The sequence below is a fragment of the Methanohalophilus sp. RSK genome, from assembly GCF_003722075.1.
Lineage (GTDB): Archaea > Halobacteriota > Methanosarcinia > Methanosarcinales > Methanosarcinaceae > Methanohalophilus.
On the sequence record NZ_RDSK01000012.1, the window covers coordinates 94488 to 115185 of the forward strand.

26 protein-coding genes, 1 tRNA gene and 1 other RNA gene are annotated in these 20698 nt (G+C 44.8%); 20 read left to right on the forward strand and 8 right to left on the reverse strand.

Features of this window, described 5'->3' with window-relative positions; genetic code table 11:
• Position 1: 1 nt before the first annotated feature.
• Genes mtrC through mtrH form a run of 6 tightly spaced genes read left to right on the forward strand, consistent with a single transcriptional unit; the run spans position 2 to position 3301 of the window.
• Complete coding sequence (mtrC, locus tag EFE42_RS05130; protein ID WP_123136235.1) at positions 2-817, forward strand: tetrahydromethanopterin S-methyltransferase subunit MtrC; 816 nt, start codon at positions 2-4, stop codon at positions 815-817.
• A complete protein-coding gene (locus EFE42_RS05135; protein ID WP_123136236.1) occupies positions 814-1137 on the forward strand; it encodes a tetrahydromethanopterin S-methyltransferase subunit B in 324 nt (107 codons plus the stop codon). The genes mtrC and EFE42_RS05135 overlap by 4 nt, the downstream gene beginning before the upstream one ends.
• Position 1138: 1 nt before the next feature.
• Positions 1139-1861, forward strand: a complete 723-nt coding sequence (gene mtrA, locus EFE42_RS05140; RefSeq protein WP_123136237.1) for a tetrahydromethanopterin S-methyltransferase subunit A — start codon at positions 1139-1141, stop codon at positions 1859-1861.
• 5 nt (positions 1862-1866) lie between these two features.
• Complete coding sequence (locus EFE42_RS05145) at positions 1867-2094, forward strand: tetrahydromethanopterin S-methyltransferase subunit F (protein ID WP_013038218.1); 228 nt, start codon at positions 1867-1869, stop codon at positions 2092-2094.
• 1 nt (position 2095) lies between these two features.
• A complete protein-coding gene (gene mtrG / locus EFE42_RS05150) occupies positions 2096-2329 on the forward strand; it encodes a tetrahydromethanopterin S-methyltransferase subunit MtrG (protein ID WP_123136238.1) in 234 nt (77 codons plus the stop codon).
• A gap of 15 nt (positions 2330-2344) precedes the next feature.
• Positions 2345-3301 (forward strand): tetrahydromethanopterin S-methyltransferase subunit H, encoded by a 957-nt coding sequence (gene mtrH / locus EFE42_RS05155; protein ID WP_123136239.1) that lies wholly within the window; start codon positions 2345-2347, stop codon positions 3299-3301.
• 14 nt (positions 3302-3315) lie between these two features.
• Here mtrH and nth read toward each other — a convergent pair whose 3' ends face one another.
• Positions 3316-3936, reverse strand: coding sequence for an endonuclease III (gene nth / locus EFE42_RS05160; protein WP_123136240.1), 621 nt, complete (start codon positions 3934-3936; stop codon positions 3316-3318).
• A 54-nt stretch (positions 3937-3990) separates the two neighbouring features.
• Between nth and EFE42_RS10620 the strand changes: the two genes are divergently transcribed.
• Positions 3991-4161: a hypothetical protein gene (locus EFE42_RS10620; RefSeq protein ID WP_199724089.1), complete on the forward strand. Its 171-nt coding sequence runs from the start codon at positions 3991-3993 to the stop codon at positions 4159-4161.
• Between the two features lie 21 nt (positions 4162-4182).
• Here EFE42_RS10620 and hdrB read toward each other — a convergent pair whose 3' ends face one another.
• The 3 genes from hdrB to EFE42_RS05180 all read right to left on the reverse strand — a co-directional run bounded on the left by hdrB (position 4183) and on the right by EFE42_RS05180 (position 7080).
• Positions 4183-5064 carry a CoB--CoM heterodisulfide reductase subunit B gene (gene hdrB, locus EFE42_RS05170; protein ID WP_123136242.1) on the reverse strand — a complete coding sequence of 294 codons (882 nt, stop codon included), beginning with the start codon at positions 5062-5064 and terminating at the stop codon, positions 4183-4185.
• Positions 5061-5546 (reverse strand): CoB--CoM heterodisulfide reductase subunit C, encoded by a 486-nt coding sequence (gene hdrC, locus EFE42_RS05175; RefSeq protein WP_123136243.1) that lies wholly within the window; start codon positions 5544-5546, stop codon positions 5061-5063. Before hdrC ends, hdrB begins: the two co-directional genes overlap by 4 nt.
• 70 nt (positions 5547-5616) lie before the next feature.
• Positions 5617-7080, reverse strand: coding sequence for a radical SAM/SPASM domain-containing protein (locus EFE42_RS05180; RefSeq protein WP_123136244.1), 1464 nt, complete (start codon positions 7078-7080; stop codon positions 5617-5619).
• A gap of 134 nt (positions 7081-7214) precedes the next feature.
• Here EFE42_RS05180 and glnA point away from each other — a divergent pair, with 134 nt between their 5' ends.
• The 8 genes from glnA to EFE42_RS05220 all read left to right on the forward strand — a co-directional run bounded on the left by glnA (position 7215) and on the right by EFE42_RS05220 (position 15967).
• Positions 7215-8561: a type I glutamate--ammonia ligase gene (gene glnA, locus EFE42_RS05185; protein WP_123136245.1), complete on the forward strand. Its 1347-nt coding sequence runs from the start codon at positions 7215-7217 to the stop codon at positions 8559-8561.
• 88 nt (positions 8562-8649) lie between these two features.
• Positions 8650-9705 (forward strand): glutamine amidotransferase family protein, encoded by a 1056-nt coding sequence (locus tag EFE42_RS05190; RefSeq protein ID WP_123136246.1) that lies wholly within the window; start codon positions 8650-8652, stop codon positions 9703-9705.
• A complete protein-coding gene (locus EFE42_RS05195; protein WP_123136247.1) occupies positions 9702-11216 on the forward strand; it encodes a glutamate synthase-related protein in 1515 nt (504 codons plus the stop codon). The genes EFE42_RS05190 and EFE42_RS05195 overlap by 4 nt, the downstream gene beginning before the upstream one ends.
• Before the next feature lie 4 nt (positions 11217-11220).
• Positions 11221-11961: a hypothetical protein gene (locus tag EFE42_RS05200; RefSeq protein WP_123136248.1), complete on the forward strand. Its 741-nt coding sequence runs from the start codon at positions 11221-11223 to the stop codon at positions 11959-11961.
• 4 nt (positions 11962-11965) lie between these two features.
• Positions 11966-12967, forward strand: coding sequence for a Coenzyme F420 hydrogenase/dehydrogenase, beta subunit C-terminal domain (locus EFE42_RS05205; RefSeq protein ID WP_123136391.1), 1002 nt, complete (start codon positions 11966-11968; stop codon positions 12965-12967).
• Positions 12968-13093: 126 nt separating this feature from the next.
• Entirely contained in the window at positions 13094-14293 is a 1200-nt protein-coding gene (gene xseA, locus EFE42_RS05210) for an exodeoxyribonuclease VII large subunit (protein WP_123136249.1), read from the forward strand.
• A gap of 1 nt (position 14294) precedes the next feature.
• The gene (locus EFE42_RS05215) at positions 14295-14531 is read left to right on the forward strand and encodes an exodeoxyribonuclease VII small subunit (RefSeq protein ID WP_123136392.1); all 237 of its coding nucleotides are present in this window, start codon (positions 14295-14297) and stop codon (positions 14529-14531) included.
• A 71-nt stretch (positions 14532-14602) separates the two neighbouring features.
• Positions 14603-15967, forward strand: coding sequence for an ATPase domain-containing protein (locus tag EFE42_RS05220; protein WP_233564730.1), 1365 nt, complete (start codon positions 14603-14605; stop codon positions 15965-15967).
• Position 15968: 1 nt separating this feature from the next.
• Here EFE42_RS05220 and EFE42_RS05225 read toward each other — a convergent pair whose 3' ends face one another.
• Positions 15969-16208 (reverse strand): winged helix-turn-helix domain-containing protein, encoded by a 240-nt coding sequence (locus tag EFE42_RS05225; protein WP_072360737.1) that lies wholly within the window; start codon positions 16206-16208, stop codon positions 15969-15971.
• Positions 16209-16315: 107 nt separating this feature from the next.
• On the opposite strand from EFE42_RS05225, the gene ffs reads away from it, so the two are divergent.
• The 3 genes from ffs to EFE42_RS05240 all read left to right on the forward strand — a co-directional run bounded on the left by ffs (position 16316) and on the right by EFE42_RS05240 (position 17045).
• Positions 16316-16629, forward strand: an RNA gene (ffs, locus tag EFE42_RS05230) — signal recognition particle sRNA.
• 55 nt (positions 16630-16684) lie between these two features.
• Positions 16685-16769, forward strand: a tRNA-Ser gene (locus EFE42_RS05235).
• A gap of 51 nt (positions 16770-16820) precedes the next feature.
• Complete coding sequence (locus EFE42_RS05240) at positions 16821-17045, forward strand: hypothetical protein (protein WP_148039254.1); 225 nt, start codon at positions 16821-16823, stop codon at positions 17043-17045.
• 7 nt (positions 17046-17052) lie between these two features.
• Here the strand turns inward: EFE42_RS05240 and EFE42_RS05245 are convergent, their stop codons facing one another.
• Together EFE42_RS05245 and EFE42_RS05250 are read right to left on the reverse strand one after the other, a co-directional pair.
• Positions 17053-17364, reverse strand: a complete 312-nt coding sequence (locus tag EFE42_RS05245; RefSeq protein ID WP_123136252.1) for a ribonuclease P protein component 4 — start codon at positions 17362-17364, stop codon at positions 17053-17055.
• An 18-nt stretch (positions 17365-17382) separates the two neighbouring features.
• A complete protein-coding gene (locus tag EFE42_RS05250) occupies positions 17383-18054 on the reverse strand; it encodes an MBL fold metallo-hydrolase (protein ID WP_123136253.1) in 672 nt (223 codons plus the stop codon).
• A 462-nt stretch (positions 18055-18516) separates the two neighbouring features.
• Between EFE42_RS05250 and EFE42_RS05260 the strand changes: the two genes are divergently transcribed.
• Positions 18517-19776: an RNA-guided endonuclease TnpB family protein gene (locus EFE42_RS05260; RefSeq protein ID WP_123136254.1), complete on the forward strand. Its 1260-nt coding sequence runs from the start codon at positions 18517-18519 to the stop codon at positions 19774-19776.
• Between the two features lie 179 nt (positions 19777-19955).
• Positions 19956-20357 carry a DUF1699 family protein gene (locus tag EFE42_RS05265; protein WP_123136255.1) on the forward strand — a complete coding sequence of 134 codons (402 nt, stop codon included), beginning with the start codon at positions 19956-19958 and terminating at the stop codon, positions 20355-20357.
• Positions 20358-20427: 70 nt separating this feature from the next.
• On the opposite strand, the gene EFE42_RS05270 is transcribed toward EFE42_RS05265, so the two are convergent.
• Positions 20428-20607 carry a hypothetical protein gene (locus EFE42_RS05270; RefSeq protein WP_123136256.1) on the reverse strand — a complete coding sequence of 60 codons (180 nt, stop codon included), beginning with the start codon at positions 20605-20607 and terminating at the stop codon, positions 20428-20430.
• Between the last annotated feature and the right edge of the window lie 91 nt (positions 20608-20698).

Below are 20698 nucleotides of genomic sequence, written 5' to 3' on the forward strand. Positions count from 1 at the left end.
AATGTCTGCAGGAGGAAGTGGCGGAGGTGCCGCACAGGCAATTCCCCAGAATAAACTTATCGCTTTCGGAGCAGCAGGCGGACTTATTGCAATTTACCTGAGCTATTTCATGGTACAGTTTGCAGGACCGGCCTTCTCATTCATAGGCGCCCTTGGTGCAATTTGTGCCATCGTATGGGGCGCAGCTGCAGTACGCAGAGTTGCCAGTTATGGACTTGGTACAGGCGTACCTTCCATCGGTATGCTCGCTCTGGGTATGGGAGTTGTGGCAACAATGTTTGGCCTCGCAGTCGGAGGTATTGCCGGACCCATAGTTGCTTTCGTAACCGCAATGGTTATCGGCCTGGTCATCGGTGCCCTTGCCAACAGAATAATCGGAATGGGCATTCCCATAATGGAACAGTCCATGACCGAGATCGCAGGTGCAGGTACTCTGGCTATTGTCGGGCTCAGTACAGCCATGACAGGCACTTTCATGTTTGATGTTGTTCTGACAGAGGTAATATCTACAGGCTACATCGCATTGATTTTCATCGCTGGAGGTATTGCAATTCTTCATCCGTTCAATGCAAATCTGGGACCCGATGAAAAACAGGACAGGACCCTTTCCACTGCATTCGAGAAAGGTGCTATAGCAATGATAATGGCCGGTATCGTCTCTGCAGTTTCAGCCGGTGCATCCGCTGCCCCCACAATCGTTATCGGACTGGCCATATGGTATGTTTCTTTCAGCCAGTACAACAAGTATGTTGTCAGGGACGCATATGATGTGGTTGGAACAGGTCTCCTGCCAAAGGAAGAGGAGGAATCGGAATGAGCATGGTACATGTTGCACCTGAAGTACATTTAGTACTGGATCCAATGTCATCCCTGCTTGCAGCAGAACGGGATGATGTGATTCAATATTCCATGGATCCAGTAATGGAAAGAATAGATAATCTTGATAATATTGCAGATGACCTTGTGAATTCCCTCGCCCCGGACAGGCCACTTCTGAATTCCTTCCCGGGAAGAGAAAATACATCATACAGTGCAGGTATCTACAGCAACCTGTTCTATGGCGTCGTTGTAGGACTGGTATTCTCAGGAATTCTGGCAATTGTGATCTACATGCTTAGCATGACCGGAGGATTGTAAAATGGCAGAAAAGAGAGAACCGGCACCCGGATGGCCAATCCTCAAAGGAGAATACGAGGTAGGAGATCCGGAAAACTGTGTTGCAGTAATTACCCTGGGTTCACACCTGGAGGGAGGACCCATGCTGGATGCAGGAGCTTCTATTGCAGGCCCCTGTAAAACAGAAAATCTGGGCCTGGAAAAAGTTGTATCCCATATCATTGCAAACCCCAATATCAGATATCTGGTCGTAACCGGGTCTGAAGTAAAGGGACACATAACAGGTGAAGCATTCATAATGCTGCACAAGAACGGTGTCAGTGATAACAGGATCGTGAATGCCAGTGGTGCTATACCCTATGTAGAGAACCTGACTGAAGAAGCTGTACAGAGGTATCAGGAACAGGTCGAATGTATCGATCTTATTGGTACTGAAGACATGGGAGTTATCACCGGTAAGATAAAGGAACTTGCAGCCAAGGACCCAGATGCTTTTGATGCAGATCCCCTTGTGATAGAAGTCGGCGGTGAAGCAGAAGAGGAAGAAGAAGTCGGTGGTCTTAAACCAATGGCATCCGAGATCTCTGTAATTCGTGGCAGGATCCTTGATGTCGAAAGGGAAATGGCCAGGATCGGAGAGTTCAATAAATTCCATGCCGGTGTCCACGCAGGCAAGATTGAAGGAATAATGATCGGACTTACCATTACATTGTCCCTGCTTGGCCTGATATTATTCGGGAGGTGAATGATATGGCGGAAGAAGAATATGGAAAAGGCGTACCAATGGTCATTGAACCAAAGATGGGCGCCATTGATCGAGTGGTCGAAGATATCCGTTACAGGGCCCAGCTGATTTCCAGAAGTCAAAAACTTGATTCCGGTGTATCAGCCGCAGGAATCGTCGGTTTTACAATCGGATTTCTTTTTGCACTGATAATGGTAATCATACTACCACTATTGGTATGGCAGGTGATTTAAGATGGCTGACGAACAAGCAAGCAACAATATTCCAGCCGTAGTGGTGGACTCGGACGATTTTGACGAAATACTCAAGAGACTCAATGAAATCGACGAGAAAATCGAGTTTGCCAACAGTGAAATCACACAGAAGATAGGCAAGAAAGTAGGAAGGGATATAGGAATACTCTATGGAGCAGTTGCAGGCATATTGATGTTCTTGCTCTATATCTCGATATCACCGATACTTTTCTAAAATAGAGGTAATAACATGTTCAAATTTGATAAGAAACAGGAAGTATTCGAGGTCGGAAATGTCAAATTCGGCGGACAGCCTGGCCAATACCCAACCATCCTGGTCGGGTCAATGTTCTACAACAGGCACAACATTGTCACTGACGAAGATACAGGAGAATTCGACAGACCAGCAGCAGAAAAACTCTGGGACAACATGCTGGAGATGGCAGAAACTACAGGAAACCCCTGTGTCAACCAGATAGTGGGTGAAACCCCGGAAGCCATCAAGAAGTACATAGACTGGTTTGTTGAGTACGATGAAAAGACTCCGTTCCTGATAGATTCTTCAGCAGGAGACGTTCGTGCTGTAGCAGCTGATTATGTTACAGAGATTGGTGTTGCTGACAGGGCAATCTACAACTCCGTCAACGCCAGTATCCATGAAGATGAAATTGAAGCGGTCAAGAGAAGTGACATTGAAGCATCCATCGTACTTGCATTCAATGCAGTTGACCCCACCCTTAAGGGTAAGATCGAAGTACTCGAAAAGGGTGCATCCGGTCAGACACAGGGTATGCTTGATATCGCCAAAGACTGTGGAATCACAAAACCTCTTGTCGATGTTGCAGCAACTCCCCTTGGTGCCGGTGCCGGTTCATCCATTCGTGCAGTAATTGCTGTAAAGGGCCACTTTGGCCTGCCTGTAGGCGGAGGTTACCACAACATGGCCTCAGCATGGGACTGGATGAAAACATACAAAAAACAGTTCGAGACCAAGGAACAGCGTAAGGCAATCTACATGCCTTCCGATATTGGTACAAATCTCGTGCCACAAATCCTCGGGTCCAACTTCCAGCTTTTCGGTCCAATCGAGAACACAAACACCGTGTTCCCGGCAACCGCAATGACCGATATCATCCTTGCAGAAAATGCCAAGGAACTCGGTCTTGAGATCGAAGACGAAAACCATCCAATCAACAAACTGGTCTGATTTTACGACCAGTTTTACTTTTTCTTTTCTTTTTTAGCACACAAATCTTCTATTGCACAAACCTCACAAGCCGGAGACAGCGGTTTGCACACCGTTTTCCCAAACTGGACAAATAGTTCGTTAACTTCTCTCCAGTAAGACAGAGGAACCTGTTTTTGTAACTCAATTTCAGTCTGTTCAGGGGTCGTGGTTTCCACAAGACCCAACCTGTTTGAGATCCTGTGTACATGAGTATCCACTGCGATTGCTTTTTCCAAAAAAGCATAAGAGAGTACACAATTTGCGGTCTTTCTTCCAACCCCGGGCAGTTTGAGTAACTCATCCATAGAAGCAGGGACCTGTGAATCATATTCATCTATAAGTATCCGAGAGATCTCTTTAATCCTGCCGGCTTTCACCCTGTAAAAACCCACATCCCTGATAAGGGCTTCAATATTTTCTATATCTGCATCCACCATCCGGATAGGAGTAGAATAGTGCTCAAAAAGTCTCCTGGAAGCAACTTCTGTAACTTCATCCCTGGTGCGCTGGGAAAGAACGGTTGATATCAATATGTAAAAAGGGTTCCTTTCAGTGGAAAAGTATTCATGGAGATAAAGGGGTTTCAACCTGTCGAATATTTCTTCCGTGTCCATGGACAATCCAATGTTATACAAAATAATAAGATTTGCCTGATGGAAATTACACCTATGGAAAATTCAAATAGTGGCCTCCAGCTGACAATCTACTCCGGCAACTTTGCCCCTGTCAAGGAAAAAAGGCAGGCACAGCTGGAACAGGGTTATAATTACATCCGGTATTCTGATGTGCCTGCCGAGGACGATGTGGAAGTGACCTATACATCCCTCTACAGTTACTGAGTGCCCTGCACTCAGTCTTTTTTATTTACCAAGTAAATTACAGAAATCCGAACAATCCATTTCATTGAGATTTATGCCGACATCCTCTGCAGAATAGCCCAGTGAGAGCGCCAGCAACTGGGAATAGTGAATTACCGGGATGCCAAATTCCCTGCCTTTGCCTGCAAGGGACACCTGCCCCGCATCAAACTGCATGTGACAGAAAGGACACGCTTCCACGATGCAATCTACATCTGCATCTTCAATCTTGCCCAGTTTGTGTTCGGTGATTGCAAGAGCCGTTTCACCCAGAGCTGACCTGACACCTCCACCGGCACCGCAGCATTCCATCTTATCGGGATAATCCACACTTGTGCAGCCCAGCGCTTCCACCAGTTCATCAAAAACAGAAGGATGCTCCACGCTGGCAGTAGCCCTGCTTGATGAAGGTTTAAGCATATGGCAACCGTAATGGACGGCCACTTTCAGATCTAGGGGCCTGACAATTTTTTCTTTTATTTTTTGCACACCGATTTCAGAATACAGGAATTCGATGATATGGCGTACATCAATGGTACCGTCAAAATGGCGACCTATTTGTGACAGGTGGCTGTTGGTCTGCTCTTTCAGAAGAGAGTTGTTCTTCAGTTTGAGATTGGCATCCGCCAGGGACCCATAACAACCGTTACAGATTGTCAGGACATCCCTGTCATCCGTTTCCGACAAAGTGATGTTCCTGGAAGCCAGGGCCAGCCAGGTGGGCTCATCGAACGAGCGGAATACACCGGGTGCCGGACAGCAGGATGCCCCATCCAGCTCTTTCCAGTCAATGCCCAGGGTTTCAAGGCAAATACCTGTGGCTTTTTCGATTCCGGGATAGCGGTTGGGCACAAGACAGCCCAGGAACAGGGATATTCTCATCATTCTTTCCTCCCTGTAATTTCCCCGAAACCACAACTTGCAAGCAGGTGCTTTACATCTTTCAGGTCATCGGGATGGCTGTGGACCGTGGAAGGCAGGGAGTTCAGGCCCAATTGCATGCGTTTTTCTTTGTGAGTGTCATCAATAGGGACAGCATGGCCATGTTCCTGAAGCAGATAGGCCACATGCCTGTGTCGCTCCAGAATCAGCCCCTCATGGGCAGCAATACTTCGCACAGCGAGTATGACATCCACAATTGCAATACCCCTGGGACACCTCTCCTGACAGTTGTAGCAGGTCGTGCACATCCAGAGAGATTCATCGCAGATGGCCGCATGATCCCTTCCGATCTTACGTACAAGCCGCCTGACGTTCAGACTGGCCTGCCTGCCGGAAGGACAGCTACCACTGCATACGCCACACTGCATGCATTTCAGGACATTGAAATCCTCTATAACCTCCTCAATTGAAGGGGCACCTGCCATGATTATGTTCACCTACCTGCAAGTAGATTTTCATTTGTTATAAAGATGAGGCAAACGACAACAATTGTTTTCAGAGGAGATGTACAGAATCTTTCTCAACTTTCTTTTCCAGCTCGTCCCAGCTAGTGGCATTCCGTACACAGCCGGGGTCAGGTCCCTGTACATCATTGAAATAACCGAATGCACGTGCTCGGCATCCCCCGCAAACCTTCACATAGTCACATTGAGAACACTGCCCTTTAAAGGCATCCCTCCGGCGCATTTTTGCAAGAAAATCACTGTTTTGCCACACATCCACAAGGCTGTTGTACCTGATGTTTCCCAGTACTTCAGGCAGGAACACACAGGGAATAATATCCCCGTTTGGCTGGAGGCCGCAGTACAGGCGGCCACCTCCGCAGCCCCCCACAAACTCCGCAAGAAATTCAACTTCGTCTGCCCATTGTTGATCCTGTCCGATCGAATCAAAATGGGTCAATGACGATATTGAATGTTTCCCACCCATGCAGACCCGTGAAAACTGGGGAGCCGTGGAAAGGACATTGATATTTCTTTTTTCCCCTTCTGTGGCCAGTTTCTCAAGAAGGGATTCACGCTGCTGAGGGGACAGGTCCTTATTCATGATCTCCTTTCCTCTTCCCGCGGGGATGAAATTGTAGTGCATAAAGGTGCCGGCACCCAGTGATTCAGTGATATCAATCACTTCCATCACCTCATCAAGGTTCTGGGAGGTAACAGTCATCGCTACTTCAGTGCTCAGGCCTGCATCCACTGCATTTTTGATGCCCTTCAGGGTCTTATCGAAGGTTCCATCCAGTCCACGGAATTTATCATGGGTTTGCCCAGTGCCGTCCAGAGAGACCTGGACAAAGGAACAACCAAGCTCTGCCAGTCGCTTTGCCCCTGCAGCCGTTAGCATTGTACCGTTGGTCGCAAGAGCCAGTCCCATATTCCTCTGACGTATCCTTTCAGCCACTTCAAAAAAATCATGCCGCATAAGAGGCTCTCCTCCTGACAGGGAGATATAGGCAACCCCTTCATCTGCCAACCTGTCCACAACTTTGAGCCTTTCAGCTGTGGTCAATTCGTCCGGTGTGGGCCTGCTAATGGCACTCTGGTAACAGTGTCTGCAATGAAGGTTGCATGCATTGGTAGAGTTCCAGACGACCAGGAAGGGTGCATAAGAAGTGAAGGGCTTCTGTGGGCCCCACAAACCTATACCTGCCAGAGTAGAGACAAGTCCTTTACGCCAGTAACCCACCTTCATATTGGACTTTATATTATCCTCTGTGATGCCCGTTTTATTGACAACCTGTCCAATTACACCCCTCACCATTTTGCCGACAATTCGCTCCTTCAGACCAAGGGCATTCCCTGTATCCCACCCGTACAATTTCAGGATTCTTTCCATTCGCCGCATGTTATACGGCCCGACAGCGACCTTACTGAGAATTTTACGCGTAGCAGGATTACCCAACCATGTTTCCACAAGAGAGGCCATTTCTTCGGTCTGTGTTTTGGATGAATGATCCATAATTTTCTACTACCCCTTTCTATGTGAAATGAGATGATTTAATTGTTTTTTCATATCTGCCTGTATACAGTAGTTATATTTATATATTACTAACACGGTAAGTGGTTACTGCCTTCCTGTGAAAGGTGAGAGAAATGAAACATAAGCCAGAGATACAGACCAAAGAAGATGTACTTGAAGCGGTCGTCGAAAATGATGTAAAGTTTATACGTACCCAGTTCACCGACACTATGGGAATGATCAAGAGCTGGGCAATTCCTTCTGAGGACCTGGATGAGGCATTCGATGAAGGAGTGATGTTCGATGGTTCTTCGATCGAAGGTTTCACCCGCATTGAGGAATCGGACATGATGCTCATGCCCGACCCTTCAACATTCCGTATCCTGCCCTGGAGACCAACCGAAGGAGCTGTTGCACGTATCATCGGGGATGTAAAATTGCCGGATGGCAAACCCTTCGAAGGAGATCCACGTTACATTCTCAAAAAGACCCTTAAGGAAGCCCAGGACATGGGATATTCCATGAACGTGGGACCGGAACTTGAATTCTTCCTGTTCAAACAGGACAGTGAAGGCAATCCCACAACCGAACTTACCGATAAAGGCGGTTACTTCGACTTTGCACCCCTGGATATGGCCCAGGATGTGCGCAGGGAAATTGACTATGCCCTGGAACACATGGGATTCAAGCTCGAGGCATCACACCACGAAGTTGCCCCCTCACAGCACGAGATCGATTTCCGGTTCTCGGATGCCCTTACTACAGCTGATAATGTAATCACATTCAGGTATGTGGTCAAATCCATAGCAAACCACCACGGTTATTATGCAACCTTCATGCCGAAACCACTCTACGGTGTAAACGGCTCAGGAATGCATGCCAATCAATCCCTGATGTCACAGGATGGCGAAAACGTGTTCTTTGACCCGGATACTCCAAACCAGCTCTCAGACATAGCCAGGTATTACACTGGCGGACTGCTGGAACATATCAGGGAATTCGCGGCAATAACCAACCCAACTGTCAACTCTTACAAAAGACTCGTGCCAGGATATGAAGCGCCCATCTACATAACCTGGTCGGACAGTAACCGCAGTTCCCTGATACGTGTCCCGTCAACCAGGGGCAAGGGTACAAGGGTAGAGCTCAGATGTCCTGATCCGGCATGTAATCCATATCTTGCCTTTGCAACCATGCTTTCTGCTGGCCTGGATGGGATCAAGAACAAAACCGACCCTGGAGAAGCAGTAACCCACAATATCTTCAACCTTTCCGGACAGGAGAGAGAGGACATGGGAATCAATTCCCTTCCAGGAAGCCTCAAGGAAGCGATAGACGAGATGGCAGGCAGTGAATTTGTTAAAAAGACCGTGGGAGACCACCTTTTCAACAACTACCTCTGTGCCAAGAATAAGGAATGGGATGATTATAAGGCGCGGGTACACCAGTGGGAACTGGATACCTACCTTGGCGTACTTTAAGCAGGGATTTCACAGGAAATCCCGCCCAAATTTTTTCCGATACATACACTTTATACACACTTTTACATATCATAACAAGGTGATGCCGATGTGCGGGATAATAGGAGTTATTGACAGACAGAAACAAAAAATGAATGGTTCGGGAATCAAGGAAGCCCTCAGCCTTATGAATGAACGTGGCAGCGGCGAAGGCGCAGGTTATGCCGCATATGGCATATACCCCGACTTTGAGGACTGCTATGCCCTGCACATATTCTTTGATAACCTTGTGGAACCAAAATCAAAAGTTGATGATATCATCCAGAAGTGGGGACGCGTCGTCCACCAGGAAGAAATTCCTACAAAGGAACAAACCAACCTGAAAAGGAGTCATGTTCCCTGGAGATACTTCTTCAAACCCTATACTGATCTTATGACCGGAAGTCTCACACCAGGCGAAGATATCGTCAAACGTCTGGTCATGGAAATTAATTCATCCACAATCGAGGGAGCCCTGGTTTTTTCCTCCGGGAAAAATATGGGAGTATTTAAGGCCGCCGGGTGGCCCGAGGATGTGGCAAATTTTTACAAAATTGAAGAATATGAAGGCTATATATGGCTGGCCCATAATCGTTATCCCACCAACACCCCGGGATGGTGGGGTGGTGCACATCCCTTTAACCTGCTGGACTGGTCAGTGGTGCACAACGGGGAAATCACTTCCTATGGGACAAACCAGAGATATGTGGAAAGCAATGGTTACCAGTGTACAATGTATACAGATACCGAAGTGGTTGCCTACCTATTCGATCTGCTCGGCAGACATCACAAGTTACCATCAGAGATCATTGTAAAAGCAATGGCTCCACCCTTCTGGGATGAGATTGATGAAATGGAAGAGAAAGAGCGTGAACTCAACAAAGCAATCCGCCTGACCTACGGTCCGGCTCTCATGAACGGCCCCTTCGCAATAGTTGTGGCCACCCATGACGGTATAGTGGGGTTCACTGACAGGATAAAACTCAGGCCACTGGTAGTTGGAGAACACGGTTCGAGATTATACATCTCCAGTGAGGAAGCCGCAATCCGGACCATGGACCCCCAGGTGGAGGACATCCACATGCCGGGTGCTGGTGAACCGGTGATCGGGAGGGTTGTAACATGAGCCTGGGCAGCGTACCCCTGAAATACCGCATACAGATCGACAGGCAGCAATGTATGCAATGTATGAGATGTGTGGATAATTGCTCCTATGGTGTATTCCGGGAAGAGGATGACGGTAATATCCTGATCGATTCACGCAAGTGTACAGCATGCCACCGTTGCATTTCAATGTGCCCGCGGGATGCCATCAACCTAAGTGAACGGCCTGTTGATTACCGCAGCCATCCCCTGTGGACTCCGGAAGCCAGAGAGGATGTCATAAACCAGTCACGAAGTGGCAGGATCGTCCTGGCAGGAATGGGAAATGCCAAGGATTACCCTATAATCTACGACAGGTTGGTGCTGGATGCCTGTCAGGTTACCAATCCGAGTATAGACCCCCTGCGCGAACCTATGGAATTACGTACATATTTGGGGCAAAAACCCTCAAAACTTGATATACGGAAGCAGGAAAATGGGGAGATTGAACTCAATACAAAACTATCCCCAAACCTGGAATTGCAGACCCCGATAATGATCGGACATATGAGTTATGGTGCTATCAGCCTCAATGCCCAGTTAAGTCTTGCAAAGGCAGCAGCCAAAACCGACACATACATGGGAACCGGGGAAGGTGGCCTGCATAAGGACATTTATCCGTATCAGGATAATATGATCGTGCAGGTGGCCTCCGGACGGTTCGGTGTGGATATCAATTATCTTGAGAGAGGAGCCGCTATCGAAATCAAGATTGGCCAGGGAGCAAAACCTGGCATCGGCGGACACCTGCCTGGTGAGAAAGTGTGCACGGATGTTTCCTGTACACGAATGATACCCGCAGGCAGCGATGCAATAAGCCCCGCCCCCCACCATGATATCTACAGCATAGAGGATCTGGCACAGCTGGTAAGAGGCCTCAAGGAAGCAACCGAATGGAAGAAACCGGTTTTCGTAAAAATTGCAGCTGTGCATAATGTCGCAGCTGTGGCGGCTGGTATTGCAAGATCCTCGGCAGATGCTGTGGTTATAGACGGTTTCCGTGGAGGCACCGGCGCATCTCCGAAGGTGTTCAGGGACAATGTGGGCATACCTATCGAGGCAGCGATTGCCAGTGTCGATCAGAAACTCAATGATCAGGGTATCCGTAACAAGGTATCGGTAATTGCCAGCGGAGGAATACGCAACAGTGCAGATGTTGCCAAATCTATAGCCCTTGGTGCAGACGCAGTTTATATCGGAACCGCAGCCCTGATTTCAATGGGATGCCGGGTTTGTGGAAATTGTTACCGTGGTTTGTGTCCCTGGGGGATTGCCACCCAGCGGGAAGATCTTGTCAGCCGGCTTGACCCGGAAGTTGAGTCCGAACATGTTGCAAATCTAATTAACTCCTGGACCCTAGAGCTCAGTGAACTCATGGGTGCAGCCGGAATCAACAGTATAGAAAGCCTGAGAGGTAACCGTAGCAGGCTGCGTGGCTATATGCTGGATGAAGGCACCCTGGATGTGCTGCAGGTAAAGCCTGTGGGGGCCTGATCAAATGGAACCAGTACGCATAGATGCAAGAGGACTCCATTACACACCCCTGAATCAGCAGATACGCAGAGCTGTTTCAGAGGGTGCTACTGAGATTAGCGTGGATAATGTACTTGGCCAGCGATTCATAGCAGATGGATTGAAAGGAGAAGTTACCATCCGGATCAACGGTGTTCCAGGTGGCGACCTTGGAATGTTCATGAACGGTCCCACCTGTATCGTGAAAGGCAACTGCGACCATGCACCTGGCAATACAATGGACAATGGTAAAATCGTTATCCATGGCAGTGCAGGAGATGCCGTGGCCCACAGCATGAGAGGCGGCAAAGTTTTCGTGAGAGATGATATAGGCTACAGAGGAGGCATCCATATGAAGGAATATGGAGAGGAACATAAACCCATCCTGGTTGTTGGAGACAATGCCTGCTCATTCCTGGGAGAATACATGGCCGGGGGAATTATAATCGTCCTGAGCAAGAGTGGCAATACTTTTGGAGGCAGAGGTGTTGGCAGTGGAATTCACGGTGGCGAAATCATCCTTAGAGGCAAATTGAAAGAAAGACAGCTTGGCGTGGGTGCCAGGATCACAGAATTCACAGAAGAGGATCTGGAAAAGATAAATCCTTATATTGAAGAGTTTTGCGAATATTTCGAAATTGACCCGGAAAAATATCTGGATACAAAATACACAAAAGTAGTCGCGTCAAGCAGCAGGCCTTTTGCAGGCAAATATGTCTGGGAGTGATATAATGACAAATTACCTCGATCTTAAGGAAAAAGTCTGGGATACAAATCGTTGCAGCGGATGCGGGGGTTGTGTGGCGGTATGTCCTGCAGATGCCCTGTATTTCAAGAAGGGAGAAGAATCCATAAGACCTTCCAGCAATGGCTACTGCAAGGATGCCAATGATGGCGTTCCCTGCGGTGCATGTTATGACATATGCCCTCGCATAGAAGGAGAAATGCCCGAAAGTAGCATGTCCAGGGAAGAATACATGGCTGCAAAGGCAGGTTTTCAAAACCCGGGAAAGCAAAGTGGAGGAGCGGTTTCTGCGATTCTGTATGACAGTCTGGAGAGGGGTATTGTTGATGCTGTTGTAACTGTAACAGAAGACCCCTGGACCCTGAAACCAAAATCCACAGTCATCACATCCGGTGAGGCCTTGATAAGCAGCGCAGGGAGTCGGTACAACTGGTGGGTCCCTCTGCTTGCAGCCCTTAAGGAAGCCGTAATCGGGAAGAAGTGCAAGAATATAGCAATTGTTGCCCTGCCCTGTGCGGCCCGGGCAGTGGAGAAGTTGCGTAAAAGTGGCAATGAATTGCTTGGACCCTTTGCAAAATCAATCAAATACGTAATCGGCCTGTTCTGTACAGAGAGCTTCGATTATGAAAAACTCATGGAAGGCAAACTCAAATCAGAACTGCAGATCAACCCACTGGACATCGAACGCATGGATGTACGGGGAAAACTTGTTGTCAAACTCAAGAATGAGGATATCAGCATTCCCCTGAAAAATATCGAAGATACTATTCGTCCAGGTTGTCACATATGCAAGGATTTCGATGCCCTCTATGCTGATATTTCAGCAGGTTCTGTAGGAAGCCCGGCAGGGTATACAACGTTGCTTTTGCGCAGTGATGCGGGTAAACTGGCAGTTGACAGAGCTATTGAAAGTGGCAGATTAGTTGCAACAGATGAAGCTGACCCTGCAGTTGTCACAAAATACAGGGATAAAAAGCAGCAAAAATGAATGAAAAAGCAGCTAATCACTGCTTTATTTTACTCTTTTATGGATATTGTAGATATCCAAATACTTTCAACCTGCCTGCACCAATTTATAATAGCATGATTTGCATATACCAGCGGGGAGAATACGATGGGCGTCTATACTGTAACCGGGCTTAACAACTATATCAAAAATGTGTTAACTTCTGAAAAGGCCCTGCAGCAAATCTGGGTAGAAGGAGAAATATCCAACCTCACAAAACACCGATCCGGGCATTACTATTTTTCCATAAAAGATGGAGCAAGCCAGGTAAGCTGTGTTAGTTTTCGCTCCACAAACCGCAAATTAAAATTTGAACCTGAAAAGGATATGAAAGTGCTGGTTTTTGGATCGGTAAATGTTTACACCGTTCGTGGACAGTACCAGCTACAGGTGCTGGACATCCGCCCGGATGGTGTGGGCGAATTGTATAAAGCATTCGAACAACTCAAAAAAAGACTTGAAGGAGAGGGTTTGTTTGCTCCCGAACACAAAAAGCCCCTCCCCCGTTATCCCCGCAAGATAGGAGTTGCCACATCTGCCACAGGCGCAGCTATACACGACATACTGCATGTACTACAAAGACGCTATCCTGTAGATATCCTGCTCTGCCCGACAACTGTCCAGGGAGAGGCTTCCGCAGATAGTATCATAAGATCGCTGGAATTGCTCAATCGTACAGATGCAGACCTCATTATTGCCGGCAGGGGAGGAGGTTCCCTTGAAGACATGTGGCCATTCAATGAAGAAAAGGTAGCACGTGCCATCTACAATTCCAGACTACCCGTTATAGCGGCAGTCGGGCATGAAACTGATTTCACAATATCAGATTTTGCAGCAGATGTGCGTGCACCCACCCCCTCAGCAGCCGCAGAAATTGCAGTGCCCGACAGGACAGAAATGGTGAAGCACATCGATGGCCTCAGGCAGAGAATGGAATCTGCACTCAAAAACCATATTCTGAACCAGAAAAAACACCTTGAATACCTTTCAGGCCGAATTAGTCCTGATAGATACAGGGAACTGCTCAACCAGCGCACCCAACATCTGGATGAGGTGACATATCGCCTGGCATCCAGAACAGAATATATACTGCAAGCTAAAGTTGCAGAACTAGGCGGCCTTGCAGGGCGATTGAATGCCGTAAGCCCCCTTAATACCCTTGAACGTGGATACTGTGTGGCACAGTCCGATGAAGGGGGAACCATAACCGGTGTTATTGATATTAAGAAGGGTCAGAATTTACAATTGAAATTCAGGGATGGCTGTTGCAGAGTGGGACATAAAGAAAATTTGGATGAGGGATGTTAAATTGTCATCAAACACTGAAAACAAAAACTTTGAAGATAGCCTGCTCGAACTCGAGGATATTGTGGAAAGACTTGAAAACGGACAGATTTCCCTCCAGGAAAGCATGGAAATGTTCGAGAGAGGAATAAAACTTGCAGGTATCTGCAATCATATTCTGCAAGAATCTGAACAACGCATAGAGCAACTCATAGAAAGAAACGAAGAAATTGAGACCTGTGATTTTGAACAGGAAAACTGAAACAAGCCTGTTTAACTTCTATGCATAACGAAATCAAGAAAGTATAAGTAATTCTTTATTCATAAGAACTTATGATGAGTGAATTGAGGGAAATCCCCTGCCATATTGATGGCATGGACGAAATCGTGGGTGGTTTCAAGTCCCCTTCGATCATTCTTATTGCGGGGACAGCTGGTGTAGGTAAGACAACTATGGCACTGCAGATGCTGTCAAATGCAGCAAAAGCCGGCGAAAAAACCCTGTACATACCAATTACAACGGAAAATTCTGATCGGCTGAAGATGTACCTGTCCACTTTTGAATTTCTGGAGGAATCCGTGGAAGTACATGAGATAAATAGGCCTATTGCAGAAAAAGATCCGCTAAGCACCCTTATCGAAATGGACAATACTATATCATCCATAAAACCAGACAGACTTGTAATAGACCCTATCACACCCATAGGATTTGGATTTGTGGAACAGGAAAGAAGGCGTTTCTTCTACACCCTGGACTCAATGGTGCGTGAATCCAACTCCCTGGTGTTTTTGACAGGCGAGTTAATGAAAGATGAAATTCACAATTATGTGGTCAGCCACCTTGCAGATGGAATAATTTATCTGTCCAGAACCAACCAGGGCATGCAAACTTCCAACCAGATGGAAATTCTCAAGATGACAGGAGTTAAACCCCCCTACAGTAATGAGTGCATGACTCAGAAATTCAATTATCAGGTGAGCACACGCGGATTCAGTGCATACCCAAATCTGAAATACGAGGAACAGGCTCCAGAAGATAAAAAAGTTGACACTGGCATAGATGAATTTGACAAAATATTAAACGGAGGCGTCCCGAAAGGAAGTTCTCTTCTTGTAGGAGGAGAACCGGGCACCGGGAAAACCATAATGGGATGGCAATTTATCCAGCAGGGGCTCGAAAACGGGGAAAACTGTGCTATCATCACCTTTTATGAAAGTGTAGACCAGATAATAAAGGCCACAGGTGATCTTGGCTGGGATCTGCAACCCTATATTGACGAAGGAAAACTTAGTATAATCACGTATGATACCGAAAACGTCTGTTATGCAGAATATTCCAACCGTATAAGTAATATTGTAGAGGAAAAAAAACCTGCCAGACTGCTAATAGATGGCCTTGTGAACGTGGAAATCACAATAATAGATCCTGTTAAGAGAAGAGGATTTTTGCATTCCCTTGTAGGTTACCTGAAAAGCCATAATGTTACGACACTTTTTACCACGGAACTTTTCGGCGGGGCTGAAAAAATAAGGAGCAAGGAGTCGTCTTTTATACTGGATAATGTAATCCTGCTTAAACAGACAGATACTGAAAAAGGAATGAAAAGGCAGTTCCAGATCATTAAATCAAGGGGGACCGCCAGTGAACCCCTTATAAAAGAATATGAAATAAAGGAAGGCGGAATTGAGATAAGATAAATCAGAGATTTTGCACTTTCCTCTCAATTGTTGTACCAAGTTCTGTAAGACTGCACTTGCCTTCTTTTTCCACTACAAGTTCCTTTTCCATCAGCTCTTCCACCAGTCTATTGACAGAAGGCTGTGCAAGATGCATATTCTTTGCAATACGGGATGTCTCGAGTTCACCTTTAGAAGCCAGCATTTCAAGAAGTTTTTGTCGATTCGTATTCCCTGTTACAAAACCCATTATTTCCTCCATAAAATCACCGTTTAATATTAAGTTTACAGCTATAATTAACTTTCTTCAATATTGAAGAACGCATCTGCAGGGGAATAATTTTATAAGTATCAAACCACATTTAGGGGTGGCAGGCTAGTCTGGGTAGGTCGGCGTCACCTGTAACCCGAAATCGCCGATATGCGGGAGACGAAGCTGAAGGAAGTCATCAGGATTATTTTTAAGCCTGTGACCTCAACTAAGAAACTCCGTCCTGTTTGGATGATGTTGCTAGAGAGGTTGGTTGGAGAATCGGCCCTCTATCTTTACCGCGGAAACCGGTCGAGGCCCGGAAGGGAGCAGACTTACCGTGAACATACATCGCTCTCAGGGTTGCGGGGTGGAGGCGAGGTCACAGTCCCCTGGAAAATGAGAATGATGGCAACCGGATGCATGCCTGCCACTTTATACAAGGAAAAAGTTATATACATGACTGGCTTATGGAGTGCATTACCCGGGACGAGATAGCCAAGCCCGGTATGGCGCAGGATTGCTAATCCTGTGGTGCTCGCCACCTCGGGGGTTCGAATCCCCCTCTCGTCGTTAATTATTATTTCCAATCATTTTATCAATGAAAACATAGAAAGTTAATACATGTCAGATAACATGAAAAAAATCCCGGTTATCCAAAGACCTGAGCCTAAAGAAGAAGCTCCTTCCTGTGGCGGTTGTGATTCAAAAGGAAATTGCAATCACTGGGGAATTAAGCCAGGTTCTGAAAAAGAGGAAGTATACCGCAACGTATTAATTTATCTTACAATGGGAATTGTTATCATAATTACAGCTCTGCTTATAAAGACCTTAATTTCATCATTTTAAAAAAGAATTATTTGTAAGGAATACACATTTTCCTGCCACATGACAAACAGATTATACACACTGTTCCTTTTTTCAACCGTACCTTGGAACTGCTACCCGGTACAAGATAAGAATTACAACTACGACACACCCTTCTGCGAAGGGATGCAGGCAAACGGATCCTGTAGCGCATACCGATCCTGCGTGCAAGTGTAACATACCTGTCACTTCTGTGAGGGTGTACACTGTATGATGCTTCTGCAAGCTTGAAAAGGCGTTCAATTCTCTGTTTTGCCAGGTCTTTCATTAAATTTTTCTGCTTTTTTCGGGATTTAGACACACAAACTACCTCTAATATTCAAGAATCCATATTATTTTCAAGAATAATTACCTTTGCTTTACTTCTTTTTTCTACAAGTGTTTTAAAGAGATCCACGTCGGCGTCCGTCCCCTCAACACTTCCATAATGCATTGGTATGACATAAGATGGCTTTATACATGAAACTGCTTCTGCGGCTTGCTTTTCATCCATAGTATAATTTCCTCCTATAGGAAGCAGGACGATATCAGCTTCAATGGAAGCCATTTCATCGATCAAATCTGTATCCCCGGCATGATATATCCGCAAGCCTTCCAGCTCAACCACATAACCCACACCTTCACCGGGCGGATGGAAGGATTTGTCTGTATTATAAGCTGCAACTACCTCTATATTCAATCCCTTTATTGCAAGTTCGTTTTTGAGGATATCCCCAACTTCAATTCTTCTTGCATCGCCCCGAAACTGCAGACTGCAACTTGTAGGAATAAGGGTAGTAGCACTACTTTTCCTGACCTTCTGAATATCCTGAGGGGAACAGTGGTCAAAATGCTCATGAGTAATAAGCAGTACATCGGCCTGGTCTTCATAGCCGATGTAGCCGCCAATATCATAGGGATCAATATACACCACCAGATTGTCCCCTCGCAATCTGAATCCTGCATGCCCCAGCCAATCAATGTGCACTTTTCCTATATCTATAGCTTTCAATCTATAATCTCCTGTGGATATTTAACTCCGGCAAGTTGATTAACATTTCATTTTATCAAAGCTAATACAAAAAAATATCCTTTATATCCCATAATTCAACTTTTTCCAGTCACATTTAACTAAACAGGCGAGAAGTCCCCTTCCGTAAGGTAGGGGATGAAAGCCGTGCTATATAATATAAAAAGTTGCATAAGTTATTTGTAATTATAAATTTATACAGATAACTATAAATAACAATCTGGATAAGGCCAGTCATTCTGTACATTTACTGCAATATTATTTTGTACAATGTGTAAAATATAGAAGAGACACTTTGGTGAATACTCTTGCCATAGATTGTTTGAAAAACCGTATATAATGTAAGTGCAAAGATGCATTCTAGATAAGATCATATTTTTTGGCTACAACAGGACAGGTTACACTGGATGTTTTGAAAAGTTATGTTGATAATCAGGGTAAATAATGCAATTAACAAAGAAATACAAAATTCATCCAACTGAATTACAAAAGAATATGCTTTGGGAGTTATCCAATGCATGTACATCTCTTTATAATATTGCATTATCTGAAAGAAAAGAGACATGGAAAAATGATAAAAAATCCATTTCATATACAAAACAACAAAATGTTTTACCACAATTGAAAAAACAAAATCCTGATATAGATATTCTTTACTCTAAAACATGCCAGATGGTTTTGCGGAAATTAGATGCCAATTACAAATCATTCTTTGGTCTTCAGAAAAATGGAGATAAAAAAGCAAGAACTCCACGATTTAGAAGTCGTAAATACTTTTTTACAATAACTTACAATCAGAGCGGATTCAAAGTAGTTGGAAATACCATTCAGTTTTCACATAAAATGAATGATGAAGATTTGATAATTGATATTGAACATGATATATCAAATTTGAAAATCAAACAAATCGAAATATTCAATGAAGATAAAAAGGGTAATGGAGATTTCTTTGTCACTATTACGTATGAACCTGAAATCAGTGTGCCTTATGTTCAAAATAATCATTTTCAAGCAATTGATTTAGGGATTACCAAAACGGTTACTGCGATAAACGATAAAGGAAAATTTTTTGAAGTAAACAATCCACGATATGATTTATATTGGGATTCTAAAATCAGTGCAGTTCAATCAAGGCGTGACCATTGCAAAAAATACAGTAAAAAATGGTTCAGATTAAACAAAACCATTCGTACTATGGTCAAAAAGAAAAACAATCAGATAAAAGATTGGCAGCATAAAACAAGTAAATCAATGGTAGAAAATACAAAAGCCAATACAATTATTGTAGGAAAACTCAACGTTAAAAACATGAGGAAATCAAAAAGTAAAACGTTGAACCGCTCTACACAAAATAATGGTTATTTATCACGTTTCATCGAATTTCTCACCTATAAAGCAGAACTTATAGGTAAAAAAGTAGTTAAAATTGATGAAAGATATACGTCAAAAACATGTTATGTTTGTGGAAAACAACATAATATGCCATTATATAGACGTGATATGACATGTGATTGTGGTAACGTTATTGATAGAGATAGAAATAGTGCTATCAATATCATGATACGTTTCCTATCCAATTATGCCACTTGGACAGGCTATAAGCATTTTTCTTATAATCTACGACAAACAGGGTTATTAACATTTGATGTATCCAAAGTACATCCAATGAATGATATAACAACTCGTAGGAATCTCCATGCGTAAGCGTGGAGTAGTTCAAAAATGAAACATCAGGAAATATTAATACAATCCGCGTTGAATTTAAATTAAATCCGACCTAACAAAATTTATATAGAATAACTGATGTATATACAATTAGACGTCAGTTTTGAAAGGATTTTATATCACTCAGAAAATTGACATCAAAGAAGAAGGGACCAAAAATGAAAATAAGAGTAGTCAGTTCTAAAGAAGAAATCGAGGCCCTGGATGAAAATGAGGAGATTATTCACCTCGCATTCAGGCCATCCAATACGGATATTTTTTCCCTTGTGATGAAATGTCCCAAAGTAAAGGCCCTGCACATCCCCAGCTCCTATAAAAGAACAATATCCAGCTCTGCAAGAATGTATCTTGAAATGCAGGGTATTGACCTACTTGAAGGCGATGTATGGGGACACAGGAAAGATATAAACGAGTATTCCGAAGTATCCAGAAGTGTGTATGACCGTATTGAAGAGTACAGGAAAGAAGGGCTTGCCGAAGAAGAAATTACCGACAAGATGGTGAAAGAAACCCGTTTAAGCCCGGATTTCATAACTTTCCTGATGAAACAGAATCCCTGATCCTATAAAAAGAAGTAAGGATCCCTTCAAGGGATCTTCAGTTTTCTCTTTTTAACCTGTCTTATACTAATTATCCCAGTGAAGGGAGTTTAAGCCCTACCACTGAAACTACAAGTACAAAAATCATCAGTGACACCACATAGCCGTATCCCTCGTTTGTCATTCCCAGGGAATGCACAAGAATAAGCATAACGGCGAAAAGGGTTACTGAACCCACAGCCAGCAGAATTTCAATGCTCTTTTTACCCATGAAAACTTACATGTTCAACTTCATACATGAAATTAACGCAAATAAAGACAAGCTATAAAAATAATACCGATGGAATGTATCAGAAAAGGTG

What these genes read in the sequence shown, in the direction of transcription:
- EFE42_RS05180 (WP_123136244.1), bottom strand. Translation starts at nt 7,080, where the DNA reads ATGGATCATTCATCCAAAACACAGACCGAAGAAATGGCCTCTCTTGTG.
- EFE42_RS05220 (WP_233564730.1), top strand. Translation starts at nt 14,603, where the DNA reads ATGATGAGTGAATTGAGGGAAATCCCCTGCCATATTGATGGCATGGAC.
- nth (WP_123136240.1), bottom strand. Translation starts at nt 3,936, where the DNA reads ATGGACACGGAAGAAATATTCGACAGGTTGAAACCCCTTTATCTCCAT.
- EFE42_RS05135 (WP_123136236.1), top strand. Translation starts at nt 814, where the DNA reads ATGAGCATGGTACATGTTGCACCTGAAGTACATTTAGTACTGGATCCA.
- EFE42_RS05195 (WP_123136247.1), top strand. Translation starts at nt 9,702, where the DNA reads ATGAGCCTGGGCAGCGTACCCCTGAAATACCGCATACAGATCGACAGG.
- EFE42_RS05200 (WP_123136248.1), top strand. Translation starts at nt 11,221, where the DNA reads ATGGAACCAGTACGCATAGATGCAAGAGGACTCCATTACACACCCCTG.
- xseA (WP_123136249.1), top strand. Translation starts at nt 13,094, where the DNA reads ATGGGCGTCTATACTGTAACCGGGCTTAACAACTATATCAAAAATGTG.
- EFE42_RS05145 (WP_013038218.1), top strand. Translation starts at nt 1,867, where the DNA reads ATGGCGGAAGAAGAATATGGAAAAGGCGTACCAATGGTCATTGAACCA.
- mtrC (WP_123136235.1), top strand. Translation starts at nt 2, where the DNA reads ATGTCTGCAGGAGGAAGTGGCGGAGGTGCCGCACAGGCAATTCCCCAG.
- hdrC (WP_123136243.1), bottom strand. Translation starts at nt 5,546, where the DNA reads ATGGCAGGTGCCCCTTCAATTGAGGAGGTTATAGAGGATTTCAATGTC.
- EFE42_RS05225 (WP_072360737.1), bottom strand. Translation starts at nt 16,208, where the DNA reads ATGGAGGAAATAATGGGTTTTGTAACAGGGAATACGAATCGACAAAAA.
- EFE42_RS05270 (WP_123136256.1), bottom strand. Translation starts at nt 20,607, where the DNA reads ATGGGTAAAAAGAGCATTGAAATTCTGCTGGCTGTGGGTTCAGTAACC.
- mtrA (WP_123136237.1), top strand. Translation starts at nt 1,139, where the DNA reads ATGGCAGAAAAGAGAGAACCGGCACCCGGATGGCCAATCCTCAAAGGA.
- mtrH (WP_123136239.1), top strand. Translation starts at nt 2,345, where the DNA reads ATGTTCAAATTTGATAAGAAACAGGAAGTATTCGAGGTCGGAAATGTC.
- EFE42_RS05190 (WP_123136246.1), top strand. Translation starts at nt 8,650, where the DNA reads ATGTGCGGGATAATAGGAGTTATTGACAGACAGAAACAAAAAATGAAT.
- EFE42_RS05240 (WP_148039254.1), top strand. Translation starts at nt 16,821, where the DNA reads ATGTCAGATAACATGAAAAAAATCCCGGTTATCCAAAGACCTGAGCCT.
- EFE42_RS10620 (WP_199724089.1), top strand. Translation starts at nt 3,991, where the DNA reads ATGGAAAATTCAAATAGTGGCCTCCAGCTGACAATCTACTCCGGCAAC.
- hdrB (WP_123136242.1), bottom strand. Translation starts at nt 5,064, where the DNA reads ATGATGAGAATATCCCTGTTCCTGGGCTGTCTTGTGCCCAACCGCTAT.
- mtrG (WP_123136238.1), top strand. Translation starts at nt 2,096, where the DNA reads ATGGCTGACGAACAAGCAAGCAACAATATTCCAGCCGTAGTGGTGGAC.
- EFE42_RS05265 (WP_123136255.1), top strand. Translation starts at nt 19,956, where the DNA reads ATGAAAATAAGAGTAGTCAGTTCTAAAGAAGAAATCGAGGCCCTGGAT.
- glnA (WP_123136245.1), top strand. Translation starts at nt 7,215, where the DNA reads ATGAAACATAAGCCAGAGATACAGACCAAAGAAGATGTACTTGAAGCG.
- EFE42_RS05205 (WP_123136391.1), top strand. Translation starts at nt 11,966, where the DNA reads ATGACAAATTACCTCGATCTTAAGGAAAAAGTCTGGGATACAAATCGT.
- EFE42_RS05260 (WP_123136254.1), top strand. Translation starts at nt 18,517, where the DNA reads ATGCAATTAACAAAGAAATACAAAATTCATCCAACTGAATTACAAAAG.